A 16,327-nucleotide genomic window follows, 5' to 3' on the forward strand; every position below is an offset into this window, starting at 1 on the left:
AGAAGTGTATGAGTTTCAACAACTGAATCATATTGCTTTTCCAACGGATTTCAAACACCATTTTAGTTCAGAAATACTGCAACCTTTATTGAGTTTAGCGAAGAAATTTAATTCAGAAATTCACATTTTACATATTAATGAATCGAGTAAGACAGATAAATTTCAGGAGTCCAATAAATTTACACTCATGGAATACATGGCACCTGTAAAACATCAGGTTCACTTTGTGCCGCACTATTCTGCAAAAACCAATGTAATTGCTAATTTTCTAAAGGAATTAGATATTAACATGCTGGCTTTAGTATATAATGAACGGAATTATTTGGATCAATTAATGCGTGAACCCGTTGTTACCAATTTAGCATATCATAGCAAAATTCCATTGTTAGTACTGCCAAATTAGCTACTATTTTCAGTAATTTGGCTAAATGCAAAATCCTCTTGTAAGCATTTTAATGCCCGTTAAGAATACCGAAGAATTTCTAGAAGAATGCCTTTTTTCTATAGTGAATCAAACGTACAATAATTGGCAACTACTGGCCGTAAATGACCATTCTACGGACTCTAGCAAAATAATACTTCAGAAATTTGCTGCTAAAGATTCAAGAATTCAGGTCTTTGAGAATGACAAAAACGGAATTATTGCTGCTTTGCGAAAGGCATATTCTAAAAGTAATGGCGAACTAATTACCCGTATGGATTCTGATGATTTAATGACTACAGACAAGTTAAGAGTGATGGTTAATTCACTTTTAATAAATGGTAAAGGTCATGTGGCACTGGGGCAAGTAAAGTACTTTTCGGCTTCTGGAATAAATGATGGCTATGCACGTTATGAAAAATGGTTAAACTCCTTAACAGCAATCGGTAAAAATTATACAGAAATCTATAAAGAATGTGTTATCCCCTCCCCTTGTTGGATGGTTTATAAAGAGGATTTTGACTTATGTGAAGCTTTTAGGCCCTATGTATATCCGGAGGATTATGATCTTGCCTTTCGCTTTTATAAAAACAATATAAAATGCATTCCGAGTCAAGAAATATTGCACCATTGGCGCGATCATGATTATCGCACTTCGCGTACAAGTGAGCATTATGCTCAAAATTATTTTCTAGACATTAAATTGAATTATTTTTTAAAACTAGAATATGACAGAAATAGACCATTAACTATTTGGGGAGCAGGAAATAAAGGCAAGAGCATTGCTAAAAAGTTAATTGAATTGAATATATCATTTAAGTGGTACTGCGATAATCCAAAAAAAATTGGTAAGTATATCTACAACAATATTTTGTATCATTTTTCAAAAATAGCAGAATTACAAGACCCACAGTGTATTATCACCGTTGCAAACGAAGATGAACAGAAAATCATTCGAGGTTATTTCTTGAAATTAAAGAAATCTCCAAGAGATGATTTTTACTTCTTCTGTTAACCTAATTAATTGAGACACAAGAATTATAAAACTTCTTTGATTAGAATTGGAGCCAGTCAACCTATTTAGCTATATTTGTGTAATCAAAATAGGCAATGCAGTTTAGACATCCAGAATTACTTTGGGCCCTACTTTTACTACTAATTCCTATTTTCATTCATCTTTTTCAACTCCGAAGATTTAAGAAAACACCCTTTACAAATGTAGCCTTACTACAAAAAGTAATCTCTAATTCTCGCCGTAGCAGCACATTAAAAAAATGGCTTCTACTATTTACAAGAATGTTTTTGTTGGCGGGTATTGTAATTGCTTTCGCTCAACCTTTTTTTGCAGAAAAGAATGCCTTAAAAGACAAAGAAACTACCATTTATATAGATAATTCTTTTAGCATGCAAGCCAAAGCTGGAAATGCTACATTATTGCAAAACGCCATTCAAGAAGTAATTCAGAATGTTCCAAAAACAAGCCCGTTCAATTTATTTACCAATTCTATAGAATTTAGAAATAGTACGATTAATGAAATTCAGAACGAACTTTTAAGCCTAGAATTTACTAACAAACAACTATCATTTGAAGAAATACAGCTAAAAGGTGCAACTTTTTTTAGCAAAAAAAATGATACTCGAAAAGAGTTTATCTACATCTCCGATTTTCAAAATAGCCTAGGTAATATAAAATTAGACTCTACTATAAATACTGAAAATCATTTTGTGCAATTATTACCAGATAACGCTACAAATATTACAATAGATTCGGTGTATATAAGTAAAGAGAATGCGCAAGGAATAGAGGTTGAAGTGCTCGTTTCTGGTATCACTGAAAATAAAAATATCCCAATATCCTTATATAATGAGGAACAATTAATAGCTAAATCTTCTGTTGAAATTGATACTACCAATAAGGGAATCGTAAACTTTTCAATACAATATAACGAGGCTTTAAATGGTAGACTACAGGTGTCAGACAATGGATTAAACTACGACAATACACTTTACTTCAATATTAATAAAAAAGAAAAAATAAAAACTTTAGCAATTAGCGATGCCGCTGCAGAAGTTAGTTTTCTAAACAGGATTTTTACAAAAGAAGAATTTACTTTTAATTCGTATACCCCAAAAACACTGAACTATAGCGATATAGCATCTCAAAACCTTATCATCTTAAATGAATTAAAAAGCATTAGTACTGCTTTACAAACTAGTCTTAAAACATTTAAATCTAACGGAGGTACACTTTTAATTATTCCGGCAATAGCTATTGAGATCGATTCTTATAATCAGCTTTTACTTGGGCTATCTAATTCATCTTTCCAACAGACAGTAACAAACGCTATAAATATTACAGATATTAACTTTTCCAATCCTTTATTTAAGAATGTATTTGAGAAAGAAGTAGTCAATTTTCAATATCCAAGTGTAAAAAATTATAATAGAATAAAAACTACAGCTCTGCACATATTATCTTTTCAAGATAAAAGTCCTTTTTTAATAGGCACTGATGGTCTATACTTATTTACCGCATCGCTTTCAAAAGAAAATTCAAATTTTAAAAATTCACCTTTAATTGTACCAACACTATATAATATTGGCCTAAAAAGTTTAAAATCAGCCCAATTATATAATATAATTGGAAATGCATCTGCTATAGATTTACCGCTTAAATTGGCAAAAGATGATATTTTGAAAATGAAAAGAGACACCTACGAATTTATTCCTCAACAACAGTCCTTTAATAATAAGGTAAGCCTTAAGTTTATTGAAAATCCTGCTGAAGCTGGAATTTATAGTGTTTTAGATAATCAGAAAATATATCAGAATCTAAGTTTTAATTATTCGAGAGCAGAAAGTAATTTAATGTATACAGACTTCTCCGATAAAAACGAAACCAGTAAATCGAGTACAATAAGTAATCTGTTTGACACCTTACAAAAAGACAGTAGCATCACTGAGCTTTGGAAATGGTTTATTATTTTCGCCTTGATATTTTTATTATTTGAGATTTTTATTCAAAAATTCTTTTCATGAATATACTTATAAAATCAGCCAAAATTATTGATGAAGGTAACAGTAGCCTCCATTTGAAAAAAAAGGATATTTGGATAAAGAATGGTAGAATTGAAAAGATTGCCGATAAAATTGTACCTAAAGGACAAAATAAGGTAATTGAGCATAAAGATTTACATGTTTCTGCTGGCTGGTTGGATACAGGGGTTAGTTTCGGCGAACCTGGTTATGAAGACCGCGAGACAATCGAAAATGGGCTTTTGACCGCGGCAAAAAGTGGATTTACAGATGTTATATTAAACCCCGACACTTATCCAGTTCCAGATAGTAGTTCTGATATAATCTTTTTAAAAAATGCTGCAAAAGATAGTACTACATCATTACATCCATTAGGAGCGTTAACCGTAAAATCTGAAAATGAAGACTTAGCAGAACTTTTCGATATGAAAAAGTCTGGAGCAGTTGGTTTCTATGATTACAAAAAACCAATCAACAATTCTAACCTTTTAAAAATAGCATTGCAATATGCTCAGAATTTCGATGGATTAGTTTTTTCTTATCCCTTGGATAAGAACATTGCGGGTAAAGGTATTGTAAATGAAGGATCGGTATCCACTAGATTAGGATTAAAAGGAATGCCAGCAATGGCTGAAGAATTACAAATAGCACGAGATATTTTTGTTTTACAATATACTGGCGGAAAACTTCACATACCAACAATTTCAACGGCTAATTCTGTTAAATTAATAGCGGATGCTAAAAAGAAAAAATTGGATATAACTTGTAGTGTAGCCATACATAATCTTGTATTTACAGATAATAAACTAGAATCTTTTGACAGCAAATTCAAGGTGAAACCACCATTGCGAGAAAAGGCAGATATAAAAGCTCTTATCGGCGGTTTAAAGTCAGGAACTATTGACTATGTAACAACGGATCATAGACCTATGAACATCGAATTCAAAGAACTTGAATTCGATAATGCTTCTTACGGGACAATTGGATTAGAAAGTGCTTTTGGTATTTTGAATAGAATCTTAGATACAAAGTTAACTATTTCATTACTAACAAAAGGTAGAAGCCGTTTCGGCATACCTGAGGTTAAAATTAAAGAGGGTGCAAATGCGAATTTTACATTATTTGAACCGAAAACAACTACACAATTTAAAAAAGAAAATATTAATTCTAGATCCAAGAACAGTATGTTTATCGATGAAGAATTAAAAGGGAGTGTGGTTGGCATAATTACAGAAAACGATATCCAAATAAATTAAATTACCAATTTGATAAATGCTGTAAGATGGACGAAGAAATTGAAGGAAAAACAACAGCTATCATAGCTTATTTTACAATTATTGGTGCATTTATTGCCATGAGTATGAATTGGGATCCAAAGCACGATTTTGCTCGATTTCATACAAGACAAGCCTTTGGTCTTCATATCGGCTTTCTAGGTTTTGCCTTGTTTTTAAGCCAATGGTTTAATGAGTATGCATGGTATGGTTTGTATGTTTTCTATATAGTTTTGTGGTTTTATGGTTTTTTAGGAGCTTTAAACAACAAAAAACAATCTGTACCTGTTCTTGGACCATATTTTCAAAAATGGTTTACTTTTATTAGCTAATCCAAACGACCCCGAATGCAACCTAAAGAATTATCATTAGAACATTTAGTTCGACCATCAAAAGAAATTAATTCCAATACCCCTTTACTTATTATGCTGCATGGCTATGGGAGTAATGAGGAAGACTTGTTTTCATTTGCAGCAGAATTACCTGATAATATTTTTATAATTTCTGCTCGTGCCCCCTACTCTCTTGAACCCTACGGTTATGCCTGGTATGCCATTCATTTTGATAACTTAAATGGAAAATGGAGTGATGATGACCAAGCAATAGAATCACGTGAAAAAATTGGAAATTTTATAGATGAAGCTTGCACTGCTTATGGTCTAAACTCAAATAACGTAACACTTTTAGGGTTTAGTCAGGGTACTATTTTAAGTTATGCAGTAGCTCTATCCTATCCTGAAAAAGTAAAAAATGTAATTGGTCTTAGTGGTTATATAAATGTCGATATCCTTGCAAAGGGATATCAAGAAAAAGACCATTCACAACTTAAGGTATATGCTTCACACGGACAAGTAGATCAAGTAATTCCACCTGAATGGGCCCAGCGGATACCTAACTTTTTAAAGAATTTACAAGTTGAACATGTGTACGAAGAATTTCCTGTAGGCCACGGTGTAGCACCTCAAAATTTCTACTCGTTTAAAAAGTGGTTGTTGGAGAAATTTTAATTACTTCTTGTATATAATAAATGGTCAATTAAAGTAAAATCAACTCCTAAGTCGTCTTTGAGTTCATATTTTACTACAAGTTCGCCCCAATATTTACCATCAGAAAAATCACAGACTATCCATTTGTGATTTAGAATTTTAATTTTATTTATTTTAAAATCACTTTCCATTCCTTCATAGGGAATTAAGGGGTTGTCACCCTTCTGCTCATTAGTTTCTAACAATTTATCGGCTATATACCTTGCTGGATCTTCAATATTTAAATGGTCATAATAGGCTAATGCATCGTCATTATTCTCTAATGAGAAATATTGCATGTCTAAAACCTTTAAATGTAGATTCTGTATAGAATCTTGAAGACTTACATTTTCTTTTTGTAAGCTAACAATTTTGGCTTCTCCAACAGTTTGCATGTTTTTATTACTCACTACCAAATACAAGCAGATTAAAGCAGCAAAAACAAATAGGTAAAGGAATAAGCTTTTTTTCATAATTATCTTAATTAATCTTTATAGGTTCTCCGTAGCATATAAACGCCAGAGTAAATTATATATTTTTTGAATTAAACTTTAATTGTAAGTCCATCAAAAGCCAAATGAACATTTTCGGGCAACTCTTTGTCCACAATTTCATGAAAGCCGAGCATATGACTAATATGTGTAAAGTATGCTACTTCCGGTTTCACTAAATCAACAAATTCCAATGCTTCTTCCAAATTCAGATGTGAATGATGAGGTTCTAATCGTAAGGCATTTATAACCAAAACCTTTGAATTTTTTATTTTTTCGAGTTCTAAAGCATCAACACGTTTAATGTCTGTTAAATAAGTAAACCCATCTACACTAAATCCAAATACTTTTAAACGATTATGCCATGCTTCTACTACTGTTATTTTCTTACCTCCAAGGTTTAAAACGCATTCTGAATTAATTAAGTTTACCTTTACTGCGGGAGCTCCAGGATAGCGATTTTCATCAGCAAAAATGTAATCAAAACGTCTTTTTAATGAATTAATAACATCCTGATTCGCGTAAATTGGAATATCTCCTTGCTTAAAAAAGTAAGGTCTAATATCGTCTAAGCCCGCAGTATGATCCGAATGTTCATGTGTAAATAAAATTCCATCTAAGTTTTCCACATTATGGCGAAGCATTTGTTGTCTAAAATCTGGACCACAATCAATTACATAATTGTGTTCATCCCAAGATAATAATACTGAAGTTCGCAAGCGTTTGTCTTTACTATTGTTGCTTAAACATACAGGATGCTTACTACCAATTACTGGTATTCCTTGAGAAGTTCCAGTACCAAGAAAAGTGATTTTTAGGCTATCTTTCATTTATTTCAAATTTATAACATATTTACCTAAATTATTTTCTGAACTTCTTAACTTTGTAAAACACAAAACCTAGCCAATGGCCACAGTGCGTAAAAGAGATACAGCGTTTGAAAACATCCCATCAATCAAAGCGAAGACACTTCGCATAAATCTCAATCCGGATATTTATGGAACATTTGCCGAAATAGGAGCAGGCCAGGAAACAGCCAGACACTTCTTTAGATCGGGTGGCGCTTCTGGTACAATTGCAAAAGCAATGAGTGCCTATGATAAAGATTTTAGCGATGCCATTTATGGTGTTGAAAAAGATGGTAGATATGTGAGTCAACCACGTTTAAAACGTATGTTGTCGCATGAGATGAATTTAATGGAAGAAAGAATTACGAGGGATAAACACCCGGAACGATTGTTCTTTTCTTACGCTAACACAGTAGCTACCATTGATTTTTCGAAAAGATATAAAGGGCATGGATGGCAAGGCATTCGATTTCAATTAGATCCTGACCAAAAAGAATTTGATGAAATAATCATGCATGTTCGTTTCAAACAAAACGAAGCTCGATTGCAACAAGAAACCTTAGGAATACTTGGTGTTAACCTTATTTACGGGGCATTTTACAAGCATCATAAACCTGTTAAATTAATAAAGTATTTATACGACCATATTGATAAGGATACGGTTGAAATAGATATGGTAAATTTTTCAGGCCCTAACTTTAAAAATGTAGACAATAGATTAATCAGTTTACAATTAATAAGAAATGACATGACCGATGCGGTTATGTTTGGCCCAGATGGCAACAATCTTTTACCAGCATCTGTTCTTTATAAAAAGAATATACTTGCGTTGCGCGGTAGTTTTAGACCCGTAACAAAAGTAAATGAGGATATGTTTAATAAGTCCTACGATATATTTGTTAGGAACCAAACAGTAGATGTAGACAATAGTATTGTAATTTTTGAGATTACTTTATCGAATTTAAAAGCATCGGGAGAAATTGACGAACGCGACTTTTTCGATAGAGCTGAGCTACTTTGTTCTTTAGGACATACGGTAATGATTTCAAAATTCCAAGAGTATTATAAACTAGTAGAATACTTTAATAATTACACTAAAAAGCACATTGGCCTTACTATGGGTGTTAATAATTTAGTAGATGTATTTGATGAAACCTATTACCGCGATTTAAGTGGTGGTATATTAGAAGCTTTTGGTAAGCTTTTCTTCAAGGACCTACAAGTTTATTTATATCCGATGAAAAATGCCGAAACTGGTCAAATAATGACGAGTAATAATGTTAAAGTACACCCTCGAATGAAAGAGCTTTATAAGTTCTTCAAGTACAATGGTAAAGTGATGGATATTATCGATTACGACCCTGAAATTATGCATATTTTCTCAAGAGACGTTCTCAAGAAAATTATTAATAATGAAGAGGGCTGGGAAGAAATGCTTCCAGAAGGAATCTCTGAAGTAATTAAAGAAAAGCAACTTTTTACTAAAAAGTTAGAATCCGATAAAAAAACAAAATCAAAGAAGTAGAAAATCTACTTCTTTGATTTAATTATCTGCTAATATTTGAGCTGCATGCTCTTTAGCTTTTACTTTGTCGATTACTTTTGATATAACCCCATTTTCATCAATTACAAAGGTTTTTCTATGAATTCCATCATAAATTCTACCCATGAATTTTTTTTCACCCCAAACACCAAAAATATTAAGCAAGGTATGATCTTCATCTGCCAATAAAGGGTAAGGAAATTTGTATTTGTCTTTAAAATTAGATTGTCTTTTCTGGGAATCAGCGCTAACCCCTAATATTGAATAACCCGCATCTAGTAGTAGTTTATAGTTATCTCGCAGATTACAAGCTTCTACGGTACACGTAGGAGTATTAGCTTTGGGATAGAAAAAAACAATCAATTTCTTCCCTTTATAATCGGATAACTTAACAGTATTCCCAGCTTGATCCACACTTGTAAATTCTGCCACCTTATCTCCTACTTTCAACGTATTCATAGTCTATTTTTAATTAAATTCGTGATACTCGACACGAAACTAATCAAAAATGACTAAAGCCGAAAAAGTAAATTTTACGATACAAAAATTACAGGAATTATATCCTGAAATTCCAGTTCCCCTAGACCATAAAGACCCTTATACCCTATTAATCGCTGTATTAATGTCAGCACAAAGCACAGATATCCGTGTTAACCAAATTACCCCTTTGCTATTTAAAAAAGCTGATAATCCGTATGATATGGTAAAATTATCAGTAGAAGAAATTCGGGAAATAATAAAACCTGTTGGTTTATCTCCAATGAAATCAAAAGGAATTTATGGCTTATCAAAAATGCTAATTGAAAAATATAATGGTGTGGTGCCTAAGGAAATTGAACTTTTAGAAGAATTTCCAGCTGTGGGCCATAAAACGGCTAGTGTGGTAGTCTCGCAAGCATTTGGTATTCCTGCTTTTCCGGTTGACACACATATTCATCGCTTAATGTATCGTTGGGGTTTTACCAATGGAAAAAATGTGGTGCAAACTGAAAAGGACGCAAAAAGGCTTTTCCCAAGAGAATTATGGAACGATTTACACTTACAAATTATTTGGTATGGTAGACAATATTCTCCTGCACGTGGTTGGAATTTAGATAACGATATAATAACTAAAACTATTGGTAGAAAAACGGTGTTGGATAACTATTATAAAACAAAAAAGACCTAAAAAAGGTCTTTTTGTATTAGGTTCAAAAGTTGAACTTTTAAACAGTTTTTTAATTCAAGCTTCCTTCAAAAGAGAATTCAGCATGTTTAATAATATGCAAAGATTTAGAAAAGTTCATCAGAAACTGAATTGTTTCCGGTGCAGCCTTGGTTAACCCTCGTCTTTTTGGATATTCTGAGTAAATTTTTTCCATATCGATTATATCTAGTTATGTATTAATAACGACACCGATATGGAAATATTGCTTACTAAGTAATTTTGTAAATTCTAGTTTGTCAAAACTATATTGTGCTTGTCAATAATTTTACGAAGGTTAATTAGTGCATAACGCATTCTACCAAGGGCTGTATTAATGCTAACTCCCGTATTTTCAGAGATTTCCTTAAAGCTCATATCTTTATAAATACGCATTAAAAGTACTTCTCTTTGATCATCTGGTAATTCATCAATTAAATATCTTAAATCGGTATTTATTTGATCTTTTATGATTTGCTTTTCAGCATTTAACTTATCATCACCAATTACAGAGAAAATATTAAAATCATCGCTGCCTTCAAACATTGGCATTCTCTTATTTTTTCTAAAGTGGTCAATTATTAAGTTATGAGCAATTCTCATTACCCAAGGTAAAAATTTACCCTCTTCACTATAAGTACCTTTTTTTAAAGTTTTAATTACCTTAATAAAAGTATCTTGGAAAATATCTTCGGTAATATCTCTATCTAAAACCTTTGAGTAAATAAAGCTTGAGATACGTTGGTTATGTCTGTTAATTAATACTTCAAGTGATTTTTCATCTCCTGAGATATAATCTCTTACTAGTACTGAGTCTTCAATTTGCAAGTTCATACAGATTGTTTTTTTGGTTAAGATTAGTGCTTCCGACTGAGAAAGCTTTTTTTAAGTTATTAGTATAATTTTTGAAACAATTTTTATTATTATGAATCGTTTCATTTTTTAATTATGACCTAAAACTAGATAAAAGGGGGTGTCTGGAAAAAACATTGTTGTAAAACGACTACTTTTTGATGTGAAACGCTAGTTTTACGTTTTTCGAGCTAATCTGAACAGAAATACGAAGAGTTGAAATGTCAGAAAATACAACAGTCTATTAGTTAAATATGTGGTTCTGAACTCCTAAAAGGCATCTCTTACTATTATCCATAGTGGTCTATTACTTATAGTACCTTATATATTAAAACAAAAAAAATCCTCAAACTTATAATAAAGCCTGAGGATTTTAACCTATTTATGTTCTTTTCTAGTTCAAGTTGCTTTCAAACTTATAACCGTCTACTTCAGTTATCTTAAGAGATTTTGAGTAGTTCAATAGAAACTGAATGGTCTCCGGTTTCGCTTCTACTACTTTATTTCTTTTCCTTTTGTTCGAGTATAATTTTTTCATATCGCTTTTTGTCTTGTTATATAAGGATAACGAAGCAAGAGCCAATATAATAATTCTAATCGACCTGATGTAAATTAATTCGTCAAAACTATATCATGTTCCTCAATTATTTTTCTGAGGTTAATAAGTGCATAACGCATTCTACCTAAAGCTGTATTTATACTTACACCTGTATTTTCAGATATCTCCTTGAAACTCATATCTTTAAAGATGCGCATATTTAATACTTGTTGTTGGTCTTCAGGCAATTCATCAATTAACACCCCTAAATCAACATTTATTTGATCTTTTATTAATTGTCCTTCTGCATTCAAGCGTTCATCACTTATAATAGAGAATACATCAAAATTACTTGTACCTTCAAAATATGGCATTCTACTACTTTTTCTAAAGTAATCTATAATTAGATTGTGTGCAATGCGCATTACCCAAGGTAAAAATTTCCCCTCTTCATTATAGGCCCCTCTTTTAAGGGTACGTATTACTTTAATAAATGTATCTTGAAAAATATCTTCTGTTATCTCGCGGTCGCCTACTTTAGAATAAATAAAACTACTCAGCCTTTGGTTATGGCGGTTGATTAAAGTATTCAAAGCACGTTCATTGCCTTGAGCGTAAAGTCTAATAAGTTCGGAATCGTTAAATAAGTGTGTATCCATTGCAATTACTTTTTCAGGGTTAAAACTAGAATAATCATTTACCATTAATGCTTTAATGGTCGTCTAGGTTGATCTCTAAGTTTTAAAAAAGTAATTTTATTCTATAGGCACATTTTGTGTAAGTGAAAGCCAAAGATAGAAAAAATAATATTGTATTAACAAATTTAACAAGTAGTAAGTTACATTTATATTGGTGTTTGGCTATGTTCGCTATTGATTCGCACATATTGTATCTTTGCGTCCACATTTACGCCAATGACTGCAATTAAAGACATAGACCCAAAAAAAAACATCATAATTAAAGGTGCAAAACTGCATAATCTTAAGAATATTGATGTCGTTATTCCCAGAAATAAATTAGTAGTTATTACGGGCTTATCCGGCTCTGGCAAGTCAAGTTTAGCTTTTGACACCTTATATGCTGAGGGTCAACGACGTTATGTTGAAAGTCTTTCTTCTTATGCCAGACAGTTTTTAGGCAAGTTAGATAAACCAAAAGTAGATTATATAAAAGGTATTGCACCTGCGATTGCTATAGAGCAAAAAGTTAACTCCACAAATCCACGATCGACTGTAGGTACAACCACTGAGATTTACGATTACTTAAAACTACTATACGCCCGTGTAGGTAAAACGTATTCTCCAATTTCTGGAAACGAGGTTAAAAAGCACACGGTGAGTGATGTTATTGACCATATTAAAACGTATAAAGAGGGTACCAAACTGCTATTGTTAGCACCTATTACAGTTGATAAAAAAAGAGATCCTTTAAAATCGCTTCAAATTTTTGCAAAGCAAGGCTACGCTAGAATAAAATATAATGATGAGGTAATGAGAATTGATAAGGCCCCAGAAAACATAGGGAGGAAATTTGACTTGGTAGTCGATCGTATAATATTCAAAGATGATGAAGATTTCTTTAACAGATTAGCTAACGCAATAGATACAGCCTTTTTTGAAGGTGGTGGAGAATGCACAATTGAAGAGCTAGAAACTCGTAATCAAGCAGATTTCAGCAATAATTTCGTATTAGACGGAATGTCATTTTTAGAGCCCAATGTTCATCTATTTAGCTTCAACAATCCATATGGCGCTTGCCCTAAATGTGAGGGTTATGGTGATGTTATAGGAATAGATCAAGATTTGGTCGTACCTAATACTGCTCTATCAGTTTATGAAAATGCTATTTTCCCCTGGCGTGGTGAAAGCATGGGTGCCTATCGCGACCAACTGGTTAACAGTGCATATAAATTCGATTTTCCAATACATAAGCCTTGGTTTGAATTATCTGATGACCATAAAATATTAGTTTGGGAAGGAAATAAACATTTTACAGGGCTGAATAATTTCTTCGGTATGCTTGAAGAAAAAAGCTATAAAATACAGAACAGGGTAATGCTTTCTCGTTATCGCGGAAAAACACGGTGTAATAGCTGTAATGGAAAGCGATTACGAAAAGAAACGGACTATATTAAAATAAGTGATAAATCCATTTCAGATTTAGTTGAATTACCAATTGAAAACTTAGTTAGCTTTTTTCAAAACATCAACTTAAACGAGCATGATGGCCAAATTGCCAAAAGACTGCTGAAAGAAATAAATACGCGTTTAAGTTTTTTAACTAAGGTAGGTTTAAGCTATTTAACCTTAAATAGAAAATCGAATTCGCTCTCAGGTGGAGAAAGTCAGCGAATTAACTTAGCTACCTCATTAGGTAGTAGCTTAGTTGGAAGTATGTATATATTAGATGAACCTAGTATTGGCCTGCATCCAAAAGATACAGAGAATCTTATTGACGTACTATTATCGTTACGAGATTTGGGCAACACCGTTATAGTTGTTGAACATGACGAAGATATAATGAAAGCGGCTGATGAAGTTATTGATATTGGCCCTGAGGCTGGCACACACGGTGGCGAAGTCGTTGCTTTTGGTCCTTTAAGTGAAATTCTAAAATCTAACTCACTAACAGCCAGTTATCTAAATGGAACTGAAGAAATTGCAGTGCCTGAAAAGAGAAGGCCTATAAAAAATTCAATAAATATAATAGGCGCTAGAGAAAACAACCTTAAAAACATAAATGTTGCTTTTCCATTAAATATGCTAACGGTTGTTACTGGAGTATCAGGGAGTGGTAAAAGTACCTTAGTAAAAAAGCTATTATACCCTATTGTTTTAAAAGAAATAGGCGGTTATGGTGAAAAAGCCGGACAATATACAAAAGCAGAAGGCAACTTTTCAACTGTAAAAACAGTTGAATTCGTAGACCAAAATCCAATTGGGCGTTCTTCACGTTCAAATCCAGTAACTTATATAAAGGCTTACGATGATATTAGAAGCCTCTTTGCAGCTCAAAAATTAAGTAAAATAAGAGGGTATCAAGCAAAACACTTTTCATTTAATGTTGATGGTGGCCGTTGTGAAAAATGTAAAGGTGAAGGCGAAATAACTGTTGAGATGCAGTTTATGGCAGATGTTCATTTAGAATGTGAGACCTGTAAAGGCAAACGATTTAAAAAGGAAGTATTAGAGGTACAATTTGAAAATGCATCAATTGATGATGTATTAAATATGACCATTGACAATGCAATAGAATTCTTCGAAAAGCACCAACAATCCAAAATAATAACAAAGTTAAAGCCACTACAAGAGGTTGGTTTGGGTTATGTTACTTTAGGACAATCATCCTCCACCCTATCTGGTGGTGAAGCACAGCGAATTAAATTAGCCTCATTCCTTGTAAAAGGTAAAACAAAAGATAAATCGTTATTTATCTTTGATGAGCCAACAACTGGCTTACATTTTCATGATATCAAAAAATTACTAAAATCCTTTGAAGCATTAATTACTCGAGGTCATTCCGTAATTGTAATTGAGCATAATATAGAACTTATTAAGTGTGCTGATTACATAATAGACCTAGGTTTAGAAGGTGGTACAAAAGGTGGGCAACTTATTGCTAAAGGAACTCCAGAAGAAATTGCTAAAAGTACAGCCTCGCTTACCGCTAAATATTTAAAAGAAAAATTATAACAGTTTATAAGTTAAAATATTCAAAAGAAGTACTTCTACTTTTAGTTTCATCAGCCGATTTAATAATAAACATTTTCAAATTTACAAACATAAATAATTGATTATCAATTATTTATGTTGTGTTTGTATTTTTTGGCACGCTGTTTGGTATATACTAACCGAATGTAAATAGTTGCATTCGACAATTAAAACCTTATATCATGAGAAATTTAGTACTCCTATTTACAGCTTTGATTCTAGGTACTACAAGTACCATGGCAACTGTAACAGCAGAAGACAAGGTTGTGGAAAACACTGCTTTAAGAAATAGCGATTCATTCATATTCGTAGAAGATGGAATTACCTTTTCGGTTTATCCCGATGGTGAATTTGATTTTTACATTGATAGTAGAATTGGTAATCAAAATCGAAATGTAACTTTTAACTCTGGTTATGATTATAGTCCTTATGCACAATATGATGATTATGGAGCAGTAATTCAAGTAGAGAATATTCCAGTCTATTATGATCATTATGGACGTGTAAGCCAGATTGGTGATATTAATATAAACTATAGAAATGGAAGGGTTAATAATGTTGGTGGAATGTTTGTTTTCTATAACAACCGTGGGTTTTACGATTATCATACGGGTTATATAAACAGCTATAATAGAAGATATGTTTGGAGACCATTTCATGCTTTCTTTGCAAGACCTTTATTAAGTCTACGTTTGGTACATATTAATCCTTATAGAAGATGGTATAATCCAATTAGATATACCTACTTTAACCCTTACAGGTTTAACCATAGAAGAGCATATGCTAAAATTGGAAGAGAACATAGATTTAATAAAGTAAGACAGCAGAGAGCATCGGTTTATAGAAATGACAAACGTGTAGCTGTTAGACAGAACAGAAGTGTTCGTTCAAGTAAGACAGCAGTTGTTAGACGTAATAATAATAATGCAGTAAAAAATAATAGAGCGATAGCGAACCGTGGTAATAACACAAGAGATGCTATTAATACAAATAGAAAAATCACAAATAGATCTACAACGGTAAGATCACCAAGAACAAGTACAGTTACAACTAAAAGAACAGTAACACGTACTCCTCAACGTACAACTGTAAATAGAAGTACAACGGTGAACAGACCGCAAAGTAGAACTACTACGAACAGAACTATTAATAGAAATACTACGGTAAAAAGAGTTAATAATTCGAGAAATGTGAGTAAAGCTCCGACAAGAAGTAGAACTTCTACAGCAACAAGAAGCACTACAGCAAGAAGAACTGTTAGTAAAGCACCTTCAAGAAGTACTTCTAGATCTACAAGTGCAAGATCTAATAGTACAAGAAGACAATAAAAGAATAAAAATAGTTTTTAGGTTGGTTAGTTGTTTACCCCGGTAGAAGATGCTTCTTCTACCGGGGTTTTATTTAAA

17 protein-coding genes are annotated in these 16,327 nt (G+C 32.5%); 10 read left to right on the plus strand and 7 right to left on the minus strand.

Annotated elements, in window-relative coordinates:
- The 6 genes from ABJF52_RS10075 to ABJF52_RS10100 all read left to right on the plus strand — a co-directional run.
- A partial coding sequence (locus ABJF52_RS10075) for a universal stress protein (protein ID WP_348149630.1) occupies positions 1-403 on the plus strand: 403 nt, incomplete at its 5' end.
- Positions 404-428: 25 nt separating this feature from the next.
- Entirely contained in the window at positions 429-1,436 is a 1,008-nt protein-coding gene (locus ABJF52_RS10080) for a glycosyltransferase family 2 protein (RefSeq protein WP_348149632.1), read from the plus strand.
- Positions 1,437-1,531: 95 nt separating this feature from the next.
- Positions 1,532-3,460, plus strand: coding sequence for a BatA domain-containing protein (locus ABJF52_RS10085; RefSeq protein ID WP_348149634.1), 1,929 nt, complete (start codon positions 1,532-1,534; stop codon positions 3,458-3,460).
- On the plus strand, positions 3,457-4,713 hold the full coding sequence (locus tag ABJF52_RS10090; protein ID WP_348149636.1) for a dihydroorotase: 1,257 nt from the start codon (positions 3,457-3,459) through the stop codon (positions 4,711-4,713). Before ABJF52_RS10085 ends, ABJF52_RS10090 begins: the two co-directional genes overlap by 4 nt.
- Positions 4,714-4,739: 26 nt before the next feature.
- Positions 4,740-5,063, plus strand: a complete 324-nt coding sequence (locus ABJF52_RS10095; protein ID WP_348149638.1) for a hypothetical protein — start codon at positions 4,740-4,742, stop codon at positions 5,061-5,063.
- 15 nt (positions 5,064-5,078) lie between these two features.
- A complete protein-coding gene (locus tag ABJF52_RS10100; protein WP_348149640.1) occupies positions 5,079-5,738 on the plus strand; it encodes a dienelactone hydrolase family protein in 660 nt (219 codons plus the stop codon).
- On the opposite strand, the gene ABJF52_RS10105 is transcribed toward ABJF52_RS10100, so the two are convergent.
- Together ABJF52_RS10105 and ABJF52_RS10110 are read right to left on the minus strand one after the other, a co-directional pair.
- A complete protein-coding gene (locus ABJF52_RS10105; RefSeq protein WP_348149642.1) occupies positions 5,735-6,229 on the minus strand; it encodes a hydrolase in 495 nt (164 codons plus the stop codon). The genes ABJF52_RS10100 and ABJF52_RS10105 overlap by 4 nt on opposite strands.
- A gap of 71 nt (positions 6,230-6,300) precedes the next feature.
- On the minus strand, positions 6,301-7,077 hold the full coding sequence (locus tag ABJF52_RS10110; protein WP_348149644.1) for an MBL fold metallo-hydrolase: 777 nt from the start codon (positions 7,075-7,077) through the stop codon (positions 6,301-6,303).
- 76 nt (positions 7,078-7,153) lie between these two features.
- Here ABJF52_RS10110 and ABJF52_RS10115 point away from each other — a divergent pair, with 76 nt between their 5' ends.
- A complete protein-coding gene (locus tag ABJF52_RS10115) occupies positions 7,154-8,620 on the plus strand; it encodes a TonB-dependent receptor (RefSeq protein WP_348149646.1) in 1,467 nt (488 codons plus the stop codon).
- Positions 8,621-8,638: 18 nt separating this feature from the next.
- On the opposite strand, the gene bcp is transcribed toward ABJF52_RS10115, so the two are convergent.
- Positions 8,639-9,097 (minus strand): thioredoxin-dependent thiol peroxidase, encoded by a 459-nt coding sequence (gene bcp, locus ABJF52_RS10120; RefSeq protein ID WP_348149647.1) that lies wholly within the window; start codon positions 9,095-9,097, stop codon positions 8,639-8,641.
- 49 nt (positions 9,098-9,146) lie between these two features.
- Between bcp and nth the strand changes: the two genes are divergently transcribed.
- Entirely contained in the window at positions 9,147-9,806 is a 660-nt protein-coding gene (nth, locus tag ABJF52_RS10125) for an endonuclease III (RefSeq protein WP_348149649.1), read from the plus strand.
- Positions 9,807-9,855: 49 nt separating this feature from the next.
- On the opposite strand, the gene ABJF52_RS10130 is transcribed toward nth, so the two are convergent.
- The 4 genes from ABJF52_RS10130 to ABJF52_RS10145 all read right to left on the minus strand — a co-directional run bounded on the left by ABJF52_RS10130 (position 9,856) and on the right by ABJF52_RS10145 (position 11,870).
- Positions 9,856-9,999, minus strand: coding sequence for a hypothetical protein (locus tag ABJF52_RS10130; RefSeq protein ID WP_172976324.1), 144 nt, complete (start codon positions 9,997-9,999; stop codon positions 9,856-9,858).
- A 74-nt stretch (positions 10,000-10,073) separates the two neighbouring features.
- A complete protein-coding gene (locus ABJF52_RS10135; RefSeq protein WP_153754829.1) occupies positions 10,074-10,655 on the minus strand; it encodes a sigma-70 family RNA polymerase sigma factor in 582 nt (193 codons plus the stop codon).
- Between the two features lie 412 nt (positions 10,656-11,067).
- Entirely contained in the window at positions 11,068-11,211 is a 144-nt protein-coding gene (locus ABJF52_RS10140) for a hypothetical protein (protein WP_348149651.1), read from the minus strand.
- Positions 11,212-11,285: 74 nt separating this feature from the next.
- Positions 11,286-11,870, minus strand: a complete 585-nt coding sequence (locus ABJF52_RS10145) for a sigma-70 family RNA polymerase sigma factor (RefSeq protein ID WP_348149653.1) — start codon at positions 11,868-11,870, stop codon at positions 11,286-11,288.
- Positions 11,871-12,125: 255 nt separating this feature from the next.
- Between ABJF52_RS10145 and uvrA the strand changes: the two genes are divergently transcribed.
- Together uvrA and ABJF52_RS10155 are read left to right on the plus strand one after the other, a co-directional pair.
- Positions 12,126-14,903 (plus strand): excinuclease ABC subunit UvrA, encoded by a 2,778-nt coding sequence (uvrA, locus tag ABJF52_RS10150; protein ID WP_348149655.1) that lies wholly within the window; start codon positions 12,126-12,128, stop codon positions 14,901-14,903.
- 200 nt (positions 14,904-15,103) lie between these two features.
- Positions 15,104-16,249 carry a hypothetical protein gene (locus tag ABJF52_RS10155; RefSeq protein ID WP_348149657.1) on the plus strand — a complete coding sequence of 382 codons (1,146 nt, stop codon included), beginning with the start codon at positions 15,104-15,106 and terminating at the stop codon, positions 16,247-16,249.
- Positions 16,250-16,327: the final 78 nt, after the last annotated feature.

The organism is Aurantibacter sp., from assembly GCF_039941195.1.
In the GTDB taxonomy this organism is placed as follows: Bacteria; Bacteroidota; Bacteroidia; order Flavobacteriales; family Flavobacteriaceae; genus Aurantibacter_A.